Raw genomic sequence first — 13,246 nt, 5'->3', positions numbered from 1 at the left:
TTCACAAACAAGAAAATGCTAATATGTAGGATTCGTTGTATCCGAATTTAAGCCTTTGGAGAGTTATATAAAACGAAAGTAGCTATGGCAAAATCGGACTCTGAGAAGAAGGAAATAAACAAATTTCTATATTTTTATAGATTTTTGGCAACGGCAAGTATGCTTTTTGATACAATAGCAGCTATATCTACACCAAGGGGAGAAGGTGGAATAGGTATTGTAAGAATTTCAGGGAGCGACGCTTTTACAATTCTTCAGAAAATTTTTAAACCAAAGTCTGGAAAGAAGATTGAAGATTTAAGAAATTTCAGTATAAACTATGGTCATATTTATGATGGTGAAGAGATTATAGATGAGGTAATGGTTTCTATAATGAGAGCACCACATACATATACAAAAGAGAATGTAGTAGAGATAAACTGCCATGGTGGATATATAATTACAGAAAAATTACTAGAGACTGTCCTAAAATATGGAGCAAGACATGCTGAGATCGGAGAGTTTACTAGAAGAGCATTTTTAAATGGAAGAATAGATCTAACTCAAGCAGAAGCAATTATAGATATAATTCACGGAAAGACTGAAAAATCAGTTTCTCTATCATTAAATCAGCTTAGAGGAGATCTTAAAGAGCAGATAGAACATCTAAAAAAATTGATATTAGATGTGGCAGCTCACATAAATGTTGTATTAGATTATCCAGAAGAGGGAATAGATGATCCACTTCCAGAGAATCTTGTAGGAAATCTTCAAGAGGTAGTGGATACAACTGATAGATTGATTAGGTCTTACGACAAAGGAAAGATGATTAAAGAGGGAATTAAGACTGCCATAGTAGGTAAGCCTAACGTAGGTAAGTCAAGCCTGTTAAATTCAGTTTTACGTGAGGAGAGAGCCATTGTAACTCACATTCCTGGAACAACAAGAGACGTAATCGAAGAGGTTGTAAATTTAAAAGGAATTCCTTTGATATTAGTAGATACAGCTGGAATTAGAAAAACAGATGATATTGTTGAAAATATTGGTGTGGAGAAATCTAAAAAGATGATTGATAGTGCAGACTTGATACTCTTTGTAATAGATGGCTCAAGAGAGCTAGAAGAGGAAGATTTCAAAATACATGAAGCTATTAACAGTGAAAAGGTAATAGGAATTTTAAATAAGATTGATATTGAGAGAAAGGTAGATCTATCTAAATTGACTAAAGTTAATAAATGGATAGAGATATCTGCTATGAAAAACATAGGAATTGATGAGATGGAAGATGAGATATATCGTCATATCATTGATGAGAATGTAGAGGATAGCTCACAAAAAATTACTCTTACAAATGTAAGACATAAATCAGCATTAGAAAAGACAAAGCAATATGTAGAAAATATTTTTGATACTATAAATTCAGGATTACCAATGGATCTTATGGCAGTAGATATAAAAGGTGCTCTAGATTCGCTTTCAGAAGTAACTGGAGAGATATCTAGTGAAGATCTACTAGATCATATTTTTAGCAATTTCTGTGTTGGAAAATAAAAAAATGAGGATTCTCAATTTGAGTAATCCTCTTTCTTAATTTATGGAATTTTTAGGAGGAAACTATGAAGAAAATTTATGATGTAATAGTTGTAGGTGGAGGACATGCAGGAGTTGAAGCTGCACTTGCCTCAGCTAGACTTGGAAAAGATACAGCAATATTTACACTTTATTTAGATACAATAGCAATGATGTCTTGTAATCCTTCAATAGGAGGACCTGGAAAGAGTAATTTAGTAGCAGAGATGGATATTTTAGGTGGAGAGATGGGGAGACATACAGATGAGTATAATCTTCAGTTAAAACATCTAAATGAGAGTAAAGGTCCTGCAGCTAGAATAACAAGAGGTCAAGCTGACAAATATCTATATAGAACAAAAATGAGAAAAAAACTTGAAAATACTGAAAATCTTAATATGGTACAAGACTGTGTAGAGCAGATAATTGTAGATGAAGGAGAGATCAAAGGTATCAGAACAAGATTGGGAATCTCATACTTTGCCAAGGCAGTAGTTTTAGCAACAGGAACATTTTTAAAGGGAAAGATTGTAATTGGAGATGTAACTTATTCTGCAGGAAGACAGGGAGAGGAATCAGCAGAGAAACTATCTGATTCATTGAGAGCTCATGGGATACATATAGAGAGATATCAGACAGCAACTCCACCAAGATTGGATAGAAGAAGTATAGATTTTTCTAAGATGGAGGAGCTAAAAGGTGAGGAGCATCCAAGATATTTTTCAATATTCACAAATAAAGAGAGAAACAACGTAGTTCCAACTTGGCTTACTCACACAACTGAAAAGACAATAGAGGTAGCTAAGGAGATGTTAAAATACTCTCCAATAGTCAGTGGAATAATAGAGACACATGGACCAAGACACTGTCCATCACTAGATAGAAAGGTATTGAACTTCCCAGATAAGACAAATCATCAGATTTTCTTAGAGCTGGAGTCAGCAGATTCAGAGGAGGTCTATGTAAATGGACTTACAACAGCTATGCCACCATTTGCTCAAGAGGCTATGATGAGAACTATAGCTGGACTTGAGAATGCTAAGATAATGAGACATGGTTATGCTGTGGAATATGATTATGCACCAGCTTCACAACTATATCCAAGTTTAGAGAGTAAGAAGATCTCTGGATTATATTTTGCTGGACAGATAAATGGAACATCAGGATATGAAGAGGCAGCTTGTCAAGGATTTATGGCTGGAGTGAATGCTGCTAGAAAGATAGATGGAAAAGAGCCTGTAATCATAGATAGAAGTGAAGGGTATATAGGAGTTTTAGTTGATGATATAATTCATAAGAAAACACCAGAGCCATATAGAGTTTTACCTTCTCGTTCAGAGTATAGATTGACATTGAGATTTGACAATGCTTTTATGAGATTGTATGAGAAAGCAAAAGAGATTGGAATACTATCTAAGGAGAGATTAGAGTATTTAGAGAATGCAATCAATATAGTTAATACAGAGATAGAGAGACTTAGAAACATAAGTGTACCAATGGTAAAAGCTAATGAGTTATTGGAAAAACTTGGTTCTAATCAAAAGTTTGCTAAGGGGATAAAAATAGGTGAGCTATTAAAAGTTAAAGAGGTAACTTATGATAGCTTGAAAGAGGTTACAGAGATTGAAGATTATCCTGAATTCATAAAAAATCAGATAGAAACAATTATAAAATATGATATTTTCATTCAAAGAGAGAATGAACAGATAGAGAAGTTTAAAAAATTAGAGGAGATGAGAATACCTAAGGATTTTGATTTCTCACTTGTAAAAGGAATATCTAATATAGCTAGAAGTGGATTAGAGGAGATCAGACCACTATCAATAGGAGAGGCTTCAAGAATCAGTGGAGTCACAGGTAATGATATAGCTCTACTAATAGGATACTTAAAATAAAATATGTATATGGACAAAAATAATCTATATTAAATGTATGAGATACAAATGATATAGATTATTTGTATATTAACAAGAATAAAATAGATTGATGGGAGAATTAATGAGTATATTAGACGTAAAAAATGTGAGTCACGGCTTTGGTTCAAGAACTATATTGGAAGATGCTTCTTTCAGACTTTTAAAGGGAGAGCATATTGGACTTGTTGGAGCTAATGGAGAGGGAAAAACAACTTTTTTAAATATTATAACTGGAAACTTGATGCCTGATGAGGGAACAGTTACTTGGTGTAATCACATTACCACTGGTTATTTGGATCAGTATAGCACTTTAGAAAAGGGTAAAACTATTAGAGATATTCTAAGATCAGCCTTTAATCATATGTTTGAGCTAGAACAAGAGATGATGACTCTATATGAAAAGATGGGAGATTGTACTCCTGAAGAGATGGATTCATTGATGGAAGAGGTTGGAGAGATTCAAAGTATTTTAGATAGTGGTGAATTTTACTCTTTAGATTCTAAAATAGAGGAGTATGCTAAAGGGCTAGGACTTATGGATATAGGACTTGAAAGAGATGTATCAGAACTATCTGGAGGTCAGAGAGCAAAGATACTACTTGCAAAAGTTTTATTAGAAAATCCAATGATATTGATATTGGACGAGCCAACTAACTTCTTAGATGAAAATCATATAGAGTGGCTAAAGAACTTCTTACAAAATTATGAGAATGCCTTTATATTGGTATCTCATGATATACCGTTCTTAAACTCAGTTGTCAATGTAATATACCACGTTGAAAATGCTGTTTTAACTCGTTATACAGGAGATTATTATCAATTTAGAGAGATGTATGAGTTGAAGAAGAGACAGCTAGAACAGGCATATAAGAAGCAACAGAAAGAGATAGAACACCTAAAGGACTTCATAGCTCGTAATAAAGCTAGAGTAGCAACTACAAATTTAGCAAAAGATAGACAGAGAAAATTGGATAGAATGGATATAATAGAGATAGCCAAGGAAAAACCAAAACCAACATTTGGATTTAGTTCAGCTAGAACACCGAGTAGAGAGGTTATAACTGTAAAGGATTTGGTAATTGGTTATAATGAAGCTCTTACAAAACCTCTTAATTTTACTATTGAAAGAAATCAAAAAATAGCTATTAAAGGGGTAAATGGTCTAGGGAAATCAACTCTTTTAAAGACACTGTTAGGAAAGATAAAAGCTCTTTCTGGAGAGGTGGAGCACGGACAATTTTTAGAGATTGGATATTTTGAGCAAGAGGAGAAAGCAGGAAATACGACAACAGCTCTAGATGAGATTTGGAATGAGTTCCCAAGTATGACTAATGCTGAAGTGAGAGGAGCTTTAGCCAAGTGTGGTCTAACTACAAATCATATAACAAGTCAGATGCAAGTTTTATCTGGAGGAGAAAATGCTAAGGTACGTCTATGTAAACTTATGCTGAGAGAGGTTAATCTCCTTATTTTAGACGAGCCAACTAATCACTTGGATATAGATGCCAAAGAAGAGTTGAAAAGGGCTTTAAAAGAGTTTAAGGGGACCATAGTGCTTGTAAGTCACGAACCAGATTTTTATATGGATATAGCAACAGAGGTTTGGAATGTTGAAGATTGGACAACTAAGATAGTATAAAATATGTATATGAACAGTAATATAATATAAAAATTGAGTATTATAACCATTTAAATAAAAAAGACAGGATAACCTGTCTTTTTTATTATACACCTTTTTCAATCAATTCTAAAGCGAACTTAAGAACATTTTCACCTTTCATCAAACCATAATCTGTAGTATTGATAACTTCTAAAGGTTTATTTGCTTTATGAGCAATAGGTTGAAGTTGATTTTTTTTGAATCTAACCTGTGGTCCTAATAGAAATACATCATACTCATCAATATGAGAATCAAAACGATCTAAACTAACTGCTTTTATTTCAACCTCTATTCCATTTTTAGTAGCAGCATCTTTCATTTTGTTAACTAGGATACTAGTTGACATTCCAGCAGCACAAAGTAATAGTATTTTTTTCATTATTTTACCTCCCAGTTTAAGTGATGAAATTGTGGTAAATATTTCCAGTTTTGTTTAATTATCTCATCTAAAATATGTTTAGCAACAGCTCCACTTGTAACTAAAGGATTGATAGTTAGAGCTTGTAAAGCTTTTCCATAATCTCCATTTACACCAGCCATTATTGTCAATTCTTCAAAGTTTTTCATAAGTTGTAGGATTCCTCTTACCTCTATTGGCATCTCCTCTTGAGGAAGTGGAACTAACTTATCTCTATAAATTTTACAACTTACTTCAACTGAAACATTGTCAGGTAGGCATTTGATAGTTCCGTTGTTTTTAGTTGAAACAACCATTGTAGTACCAGCATCATTATAGATAGAACAGATAAGTTCACAAGCTGCATCTGAATAGTATTGTCCACCTCTTTGTTCCAATTGCTTAGGTTTTACATTTAGGTTAGGATCTTTATACAGTTCAAATAGCTCTTTCTCAACCTGTTTAACCTGTTCTCCTCTTGTTCCCTTTCCAGCTCTAAAAGAAGTTAATTCACTATTTAACATCTCATCACTCAAATAATAGTATCTATGATATGGACAAGGCATCATTCCTGTATCTAAAATCTGCTCTTTAATCCAAGGAGTACTATTTTTTAAGTTTGCAGGTAGATTTTCATTACCAGATAGGATCTTTTCCAAAACCTCTCTAGTTTTATCTACTCCCTTATGCTTGATAGTTCTTGCCCAAACAAAGTGGTTAAGTCCACCAAAAGTGATCTCTACATCTTTCTCATCAGCTTCTAAAACCTCAATAACAGATTTTTTCATACCAATTGGAACATTACATAGACCAGCCACTTTTATGTTAGGATATTGTTTTAAAACAGTTTCTGTAATCATTCCACTTGGGTTAGTGAAGTTTACAAGCCAAGCATTAGGACAAAGTTCAGTCATATCTTTACAAATATCTAGTATAACAGGTATTGTTCTCATAGCCTTAGCAAATCCACCAGCACCATTTGTCTCCTGTCCTAACATTCCAAAAGTTAAAGGAATCTTTTCATCTCTTATTCTAGCTTCTAGAAGTCCCACACGGAACTGAGTTGTAACAAAGTCAGCTCCTACAAGAGCCTCTCTTCTGTTTAAAGTTAAGAACAGTTTCATTTTATCTTTTAAACCAGCTTTATCAATCATTCTCTGAGCTAGAGCTCCAACGATCTCAAGCTTCTCTCTACCCTCTTCAATATCAACAAGCCATAACTCAGATACTGGTAATTTTTCATATCTTTTTATAAATCCCTCTATTATTTCAGGAGTGTATGAAGAACCACCACCAATAGTAACAATTTTTAATTTTTTATCCATAACTATACCTCCTTACAGTTACCCAAGTAATCAATTAAGTCAAAATTTTCTTTTATATAGTTTAAAAGTGTAGAATCTTTTAAAATATTTAACTCATCTTCACGTTTTGCATTGTATGAGCTAGTTTTTAAAAGAGCGTGGTCAATATACCCAGGATGACACATTAATTCAGTAATCTCACAACTACTATTTTTTAATGTGTTTAGAAGTTTTTCCAATTCAACTCCAGTATCATAAAAATCTTCAATTAAATTGCATTGAGTTCTGATCTTTAAATTGTACTCTTTACTAAGTCTAAGAACAGCTTTTTCAGCATTATTACTTTTTATATGAATATGGTGGTGGGAATCCATATGAGTAGGGTTTTCACCAACTAATTCAATAAATTTCTCAAGCTGTAACTTTGCTTCTCTATAAAAATCTTCCTCAGTTCCACTATCTTTTAGCAGAGAGTATTTTAACAGATTTCCATTTTCATCAGTAAGTGATGAGATTCCAGAAAGAGCTTTTCCCTTATCAAAAGTTAGATGTATTCCAAGTCCAAGATTTTTATACTGTTTTTTTAAATTTATAGCATGCTTAGCAAAGGGTTGATTTATCATAAGTGTTGTGGATGTCAAAATACCATAGGTATATGCTTCAATTATACCATAGTTTACCCCTGGTGTAAGCCCAAAATCATCAGCATTAACAATTAATTTTTTTCTCATTCTTCTACCTCACTTTGAAAATTTTCAATATCCTCTAATTCAGCTTTTTTATCAAGCATCTTAACAAAAGGAAGATATATAATTAAACCTACAATTATATTTAAAATCTGAATAACAGCACCACTTATATGTCCACCAGAAGTAAGGAATCCACTGATTACTACAGGCATAGTCCAAGGTACAGGAATAGCTGCTGGTGCAACTAGACCAGATAAAATTAGAAAATAATCCATCAATGTTAAGACGATTGGAGTTATTACAAATGGAAGTATCAAAATTGGATTTAGTACTACAGGAGAACCAAAGATAACTGGTTCGTTGATATTAAATATAGAAGCTCCAATAGCTAGTTTACCAATCTCTTTGTACTGTTTAGCTTTTGAATAGAAAAGATAACAAAGAACTAAACATAAAGTTGCACCACTTCCACCTATGAAGACATAGGTATTTAAAAATTCGTTAGATATTATGTGAGGAATAGGCTCTCCATTTTGGAAGGCTAGTCTGTTTGTATCTCTAATAACTGTAAACATAGGTCCAAAAACTATACCAGAGATACTTCCTCCATGTATTCCAAAAGACCAGAATATAGAGTTAATAAGTACACAGATGATTCCACCGAATAGAGTTGCAGAGAAACCTGTTAAAGGATCCGAGATCAATTTTACAACAAGCTTATGAACATCACTATAACTAGTAGCTTCTACTCCGATTTTTACCAGCCAAAACAGAACTATGATAACAAATGCTGGTATCAGAGCAGAGAAAGATTTTGCAACAGCAGGAGGACAACTTTCAGGCATCTTAATTATATAATTTTTCTTGATAAACCAACTATATATTTCAGTAGAGATAAGAGCACAGATTATAGCAACAAATAATCCCTTTCCTCCAAGATAAGCAATTGCATATCCAGAAGTGCTACTCTCTCCAACCAATATTTTATTAGGTGTAACCAATAGAAACATAGCTAAAGATATAGCAGAAGCAGACAGAGAATCTACTTTATTCTTTTTAGCAAGGTGGTATGCAATACCAATTGAAGCAAAAATAGAAACAATATCAAAAGTAACAGAAACAGGATATAAAAATTTCTCAAGCCAAAGTTCCCCAAAGATACTTATCATAAACTCATTGTATCCAGGAATTGGTAGAAAACCAAAAACTAGAAAGAATGATCCTACAATAACTAGAGGTAATGAAACTAGTAATCCATCTTTAATAGATTGCAGATGTTTTTGTTCAGCTAATTTTGTAGCAAAAGGAAGAAAATAGTTGTTCATAGTATTTTCAAATTTTTCCATCATATTCATTTCAATCACTCCATTATTTATTTTATTTGTGCTATAATTATATTAGTTATTTTAAAATAGTGCAAGTATTAAAAAAAATATTTAATTTTCGTCTTATATACTTGAAATAATACTATATTTTTAGTATTATATGTATATAAAATCATAAAAATAGTTCTAAAATATAGTAAAAAAAATAAAATATGGAGAAAGATACAATGAAAAAAAATTTTAAAATTGAATTTTCGTCTTTTATGACAAAAAAAGAGCGAGAGATTTTAAAACAAGTTCTAGATAATTATCTATTTAATAAGGAGTTAAACTTTAATATAGTCAACTTAGATATTCCTAAGATGAAAAATGATGAGGTAAATTTTTTTGAGAGATTTGCAAAAAAAGGATTTTGGTTGATTGAAGGTGAGGAAAGGAGCTATATCAACTATTTTTCCTCTATCAACATAAAAAAGGAGCAGATAAGGTTTCAGTTGAATGGATTATTTATCAAGTTGATAGAGGAGAGAAAGCTAGTAAATAGCTACTCACTATATAATTTTTTATTTCTGAAACATAAGTTATCTGTGGATTTTTTCTTTATGTATATGATTGAAAATCTACAAAATAGTGTAATAGAGATCCCCTTACCAGAGTTAAAATTTCAATTGAAAGTTGAAAATTATACTAGAATGTATGACTTAGATCGTTATGTATTACAGCTAATAGAGGAGGATATAAATAAAAATACACAGTTTACTCTCAGTTATGAGAAGATTAAAGTCTCAGGAAGGGTTGAGAAGATCAGATTTTATATAAAAAGTAAGGAAGATATTGAGGCGAAGGCAAATATTAAGATGCTTTTATTCCTATTTAAAAGATATATAAGAGATCAGAAAAGATTTGTATTTTTGATTGAGGAACAATTAAAGGTAAAAAGTTATTCTAAGATAAAAAAGATGATAGTTACAGCAATAAATTTACTTCCTAAATTTAACTATAGTTTTGAGGATAGCTTAGCATTTTTAATAGAAAATGGTTATATTAGTGAGTATATTTTGGTCAAGAGAAATAAGTACAGATATGAGAGTAACTATGATATTTTGAAGTTTATTTTCAAAGACATTCAGTTCTATCTTCAGGATGATGATGAGATTTTTACTCATATTTTTTCTGATAAATTGATTAAGAAGATATATAATATTGTTGAAGATGTAAAATGTACAGTAAAAACAGAGAGAAGCAAGTTGGAGCTCTGGTATAGTAAAGATATGTTCTATATGGATATCTATTCTAAAAAAGAGATTTTTAAAATTGAGAATCAATAAAAAAAGAGAGCGATTTTATTCGCTCTCAAATTTTATATTACTCCATTTCAGCTGAGTTACTTTCGTTTCCAGCAGTAGGATCATTATACATAGTCATATCTATTTGTCCTAAGCTCTTATCTACCATTAATGCATTTGTTACAGATCCGATAACGTTAAGCATAGTTCTAGGCATATCTATGATAGGGTCTATAGCTAGTATAGGGTTGATCATAGGGAATAGAGCAGCTAATCCAGTTCCTGATAATCCAACAGAAGCAGCCATTGTAGCAGTTCCAGGTATTCCAGCAATTCCTAATGAACTGATAGCAACAACTATAACAGCCATAGCAAATAGAGTCATATCAACAGAGTTACCACTCATATGAGTTACGAAAACTATAGTTAAAGCAGGGAATACTCCAGCACAACCTTGCATTCCAGCAGTAGTACCAAAACTTCCTACGAAACTTGCAGTAGACTCACTAACACCAAGCTTGTTTGTTAAAGTAGCTATTGTTACTGGTAAACATCCAACACTTGATCTTGAAGTAAATGCAAGAATTAATAAAGATGTACATTTTTTTACATAAGTAAATGGGTTCATTCCAAAAAGAGATACAGCAATCATTTGGATTACAAACATAACTGCTACTGATAAGTAAAGAACAACAATGAACTTTCCAACTTCAGCTATTGCACTGATACCTTTTTGAGCTATTGTGTTAGCAAGTAGAGGAATTACAGCAGCTGGCATCCATTTGATAATACTCATAGCCATAGAAACTATAATCTTTTGTAAAGCATTTATTAAGTCGAAGAAAGGCTTTACAATTGCCATATACTTTTTAGACATTCTCTTAGCAGCAACTCCAACGATAGCTGAGAAGATAACAAGTCCAACGATGTTTAAGCTAACCATAGCCTCAACTGGGTTTGAAGGAATAAGTGCTTTTAATGTATCAACAATATTCTTAACTTCTCTAATTTTATTAGCTCCTTCAGCTAATACAGCTCCACCTTCAACATGTCCAACATTGAATAGTATTCCAAATCCAAGTCCAACAGCAACAGAGATAGCAACCATAGCTAAAGTTACAGTAAGAGTTCTTTTTACTAGATCTCCTAAGTTAGCATCTTCTTTCATGTTGATTATAACGTGAATAATAGATACCATAACTAAAGGGATAACAAGCATTCTGATTAAAGATATAAATCCTCCACCAAGAAGACTAAACCATAGAGTAGACTCTCTAACAAAAGTAAGTTCCATAGGGTTACTAGGGAATCCAGCAGTTACTTGTATAGCAAGTCCTAAAAGTAAACCAACAAAAGTTGCAACCATTACCTTAGCAGAGAAGTTAAACTTCTGTTTAGGTAATCTGTTAACGATTGTAATAAGTAAAAATAAAATAGCTAAGAAAATGATAGTTTTGAAATCACTGATCATTAAAAATTGTTGAAAAAATACATTATTCATTCTTTCTTTCCTCTCCTTTATATTAATAAAAAAATTATTTTGCTACGTTTCCTGCAACGTTCATAACGTCCCAAGTTCTTGCGAATGGTGGTGCATAACAGAAATCCATCATTCCGATCTCATCTACAGTAAGTCCAGAATAGATAGCAGTTGCTAAAGCATCAACTCTTAAAACAGCACCTTTTTTACCAGCTATTTGAGCTCCTAAAAGTACTCTTGTATCAGCATTGTATATTAATTTTACAAATATATCCTCTCTTCCTGGATAGTAATTTGTTTGGTTTTTATCTTTTACAAATACAGTTTTGTAGTTAATACCTAATTTGATAGCTTCATTTTCAGTAAGTCCAGTTCTACCAGCTTCAACTTCTAAAACTTTGATAGCTGCTGAACCTAAAGTTCCTTTGAAAGGAGTGTTTTTACCAGCTAGGTTTTCTCCAACAACTCTTCCTATTTTGTTAGCAGTAGTAGCTAGAGGAATGTATACATTCTCTTTTCTAATCATATGGTAAACTGTAGCACAATCTCCAGCTGAGTAGATAGAATCTATACTAGTTTTTCCAAACTCGTCAATAACTAATGCTCCATTAGGTAACATCTCAATTCCAGTATCTTTTAGGAAAGCAGTATTAGGTCTAACTCCAGTAGCTATAACTACTAAATCAGCACTGTACTCTCCCTTGTTAGTTTTTATACCAACAACTTTTCCATCTTTTTCAATTATCTCTTGAACAGCCTCTTCAAGGTGTAGCTCTACACCCTCGTGAGCTCTGATCTCCTCTTCCATAACATCAGTTATCTCTTTATCAAAACTTTCAAGTAAAACTCTATCTCCTAATTGGATAAGTCTTACATTTCTTTTTCCTAAGTGTTTAGCAGCTTCAACAACTTCAATACCAATGTATCCAGCTCCTACAACAATAATCTCTTGGTGTTCATCTTTCATCATTTCTTCTTTTAAGATTAATCCATCTGTATAATCTTTTAAAGTGTATACACCTTTAGCAGAAAGATTTTTTATAGGAGGCATTATAGCATGAGCTCCTGTTGCTACCATTAATTTATCATAGCTATCATTGAAAACTTCATTAGTAACTAGATTTTTAATAGTGATCTCTTTTTTCTCAACATCAATACCTATAACTTCGTGTTTGATTTTGATGTTCATACCAGCTTCGATAAACTTTTCAACTGGTCTAGCAATCATATTATTAGGATCTTCATAGAAGTTTCCTACATAATAAGGAAGTCCACAAGCTCCCCAAGAAACAATTTCAGTTTTTTCATAAATGACAATCTCAGCATTTTTGTCTATTCTGCTAGCCTTAGCCGCTGCTGACATTCCTGCTGCAACTCCACCAATGATGATTATTTTCATAAATACCCTCCTGATATATTTAAATTTAAAATAAAATATATTGTAATTTTTAAAGTAGAACTGTATAAATAATAAGCAAAAAATATGCCAATATATTAAATTTTATATTATTTTATAAAATATTTCATAAAATCTAAAAAAAATAAAATATAGTTCTTTTAACAAACGAATAGTTTTATTATAGAAAGAAAAGGTTTAAGTTTAAAAAACAATGTTTTTCAAAATGATAAAAATTTTCAAAA

10 protein-coding genes are annotated in these 13,246 nt (G+C 32.1%); 4 read left to right on the top strand and 6 right to left on the bottom strand.

The genetic code is table 11. The features are described 5' to 3' along the window. Positions 1-159 precede the first annotated feature (159 nt). The 3 genes from mnmE (at position 160) to QZ286_RS01855 (ending at position 5,103) form a co-directional block, all read left to right on the top strand. Entirely contained in the window at positions 160-1,530 is a 1,371-nt protein-coding gene (gene mnmE, locus QZ286_RS01865; RefSeq protein ID WP_291255279.1) for a tRNA uridine-5-carboxymethylaminomethyl(34) synthesis GTPase MnmE, read from the top strand. Positions 1,531-1,595: 65 nt separating this feature from the next. Then, the gene (mnmG, locus tag QZ286_RS01860) at positions 1,596-3,443 is read left to right on the top strand and encodes a tRNA uridine-5-carboxymethylaminomethyl(34) synthesis enzyme MnmG (protein ID WP_291255278.1); all 1,848 of its coding nucleotides are present in this window, start codon (positions 1,596-1,598) and stop codon (positions 3,441-3,443) included. 103 nt (positions 3,444-3,546) lie between these two features. After that, on the top strand, positions 3,547-5,103 hold the full coding sequence (locus QZ286_RS01855; RefSeq protein ID WP_291255277.1) for an ABC-F family ATP-binding cassette domain-containing protein: 1,557 nt from the start codon (positions 3,547-3,549) through the stop codon (positions 5,101-5,103). Between the two features lie 85 nt (positions 5,104-5,188). Here the strand turns inward: QZ286_RS01855 and QZ286_RS01850 are convergent, their stop codons facing one another. The 4 genes from QZ286_RS01850 to celB are packed head-to-tail and all read right to left on the bottom strand — an operon-like array spanning position 5,189 to position 8,869. Continuing rightward, a complete protein-coding gene (locus QZ286_RS01850) occupies positions 5,189-5,503 on the bottom strand; it encodes a PTS sugar transporter subunit IIB (protein WP_291255276.1) in 315 nt (104 codons plus the stop codon). Continuing rightward, positions 5,503-6,846: a 6-phospho-beta-glucosidase gene (locus QZ286_RS01845; RefSeq protein ID WP_291255275.1), complete on the bottom strand. Its 1,344-nt coding sequence runs from the start codon at positions 6,844-6,846 to the stop codon at positions 5,503-5,505. The genes QZ286_RS01850 and QZ286_RS01845 overlap by 1 nt, the downstream gene beginning before the upstream one ends. A gap of 2 nt (positions 6,847-6,848) precedes the next feature. Beyond that, complete coding sequence (locus tag QZ286_RS01840; protein ID WP_291255274.1) at positions 6,849-7,556, bottom strand: carbohydrate deacetylase; 708 nt, start codon at positions 7,554-7,556, stop codon at positions 6,849-6,851. Then, positions 7,553-8,869 (bottom strand): PTS cellobiose transporter subunit IIC, encoded by a 1,317-nt coding sequence (gene celB, locus QZ286_RS01835; protein ID WP_291255273.1) that lies wholly within the window; start codon positions 8,867-8,869, stop codon positions 7,553-7,555. The genes QZ286_RS01840 and celB overlap by 4 nt, the downstream gene beginning before the upstream one ends. A 197-nt stretch (positions 8,870-9,066) precedes the next feature. Between celB and QZ286_RS01830 the strand changes: the two genes are divergently transcribed. After that, a complete protein-coding gene (locus QZ286_RS01830; RefSeq protein ID WP_291255272.1) occupies positions 9,067-10,167 on the top strand; it encodes a replication initiation protein in 1,101 nt (366 codons plus the stop codon). A gap of 37 nt (positions 10,168-10,204) precedes the next feature. Here QZ286_RS01830 and QZ286_RS01825 read toward each other — a convergent pair whose 3' ends face one another. Together QZ286_RS01825 and QZ286_RS01820 are read right to left on the bottom strand one after the other, a co-directional pair. Continuing rightward, on the bottom strand, positions 10,205-11,626 hold the full coding sequence (locus QZ286_RS01825; RefSeq protein WP_291255271.1) for a cation:dicarboxylase symporter family transporter: 1,422 nt from the start codon (positions 11,624-11,626) through the stop codon (positions 10,205-10,207). Between the two features lie 34 nt (positions 11,627-11,660). Next, entirely contained in the window at positions 11,661-13,004 is a 1,344-nt protein-coding gene (locus QZ286_RS01820; RefSeq protein WP_291255270.1) for a CoA-disulfide reductase, read from the bottom strand. Between the last annotated feature and the right edge of the window lie 242 nt (positions 13,005-13,246).

Origin of the sequence: Fusobacterium sp. (genome assembly GCF_019012925.1) — a bacterium.
Classification (GTDB): Bacteria; Fusobacteriota; Fusobacteriia; order Fusobacteriales; family Fusobacteriaceae; genus Fusobacterium_A.
Note: the sequence above shows the minus strand (reverse complement) of the source record. Positions and strands in the feature narration are given on the sequence as shown.

Bases quoted from the DNA above. Each gene is read 5' to 3' on its own strand.
- QZ286_RS01840 (WP_291255274.1), bottom strand. From the start codon at position 7,556: ATGAGAAAAAAATTAATTGTTAATGCTGATGATTTTGGGCTTACACCA.
- celB (WP_291255273.1), bottom strand. From the start codon at position 8,869: ATGAATATGATGGAAAAATTTGAAAATACTATGAACAACTATTTTCTT.
- QZ286_RS01820 (WP_291255270.1), bottom strand. From the start codon at position 13,004: ATGAAAATAATCATCATTGGTGGAGTTGCAGCAGGAATGTCAGCAGCG.
- QZ286_RS01850 (WP_291255276.1), bottom strand. From the start codon at position 5,503: ATGAAAAAAATACTATTACTTTGTGCTGCTGGAATGTCAACTAGTATC.
- mnmG (WP_291255278.1), top strand. From the start codon at position 1,596: ATGAAGAAAATTTATGATGTAATAGTTGTAGGTGGAGGACATGCAGGA.
- QZ286_RS01845 (WP_291255275.1), bottom strand. From the start codon at position 6,846: ATGGATAAAAAATTAAAAATTGTTACTATTGGTGGTGGTTCTTCATAC.
- mnmE (WP_291255279.1), top strand. From the start codon at position 160: ATGCTTTTTGATACAATAGCAGCTATATCTACACCAAGGGGAGAAGGT.
- QZ286_RS01855 (WP_291255277.1), top strand. From the start codon at position 3,547: ATGAGTATATTAGACGTAAAAAATGTGAGTCACGGCTTTGGTTCAAGA.
- QZ286_RS01830 (WP_291255272.1), top strand. From the start codon at position 9,067: ATGAAAAAAAATTTTAAAATTGAATTTTCGTCTTTTATGACAAAAAAA.
- QZ286_RS01825 (WP_291255271.1), bottom strand. From the start codon at position 11,626: ATGAATAATGTATTTTTTCAACAATTTTTAATGATCAGTGATTTCAAA.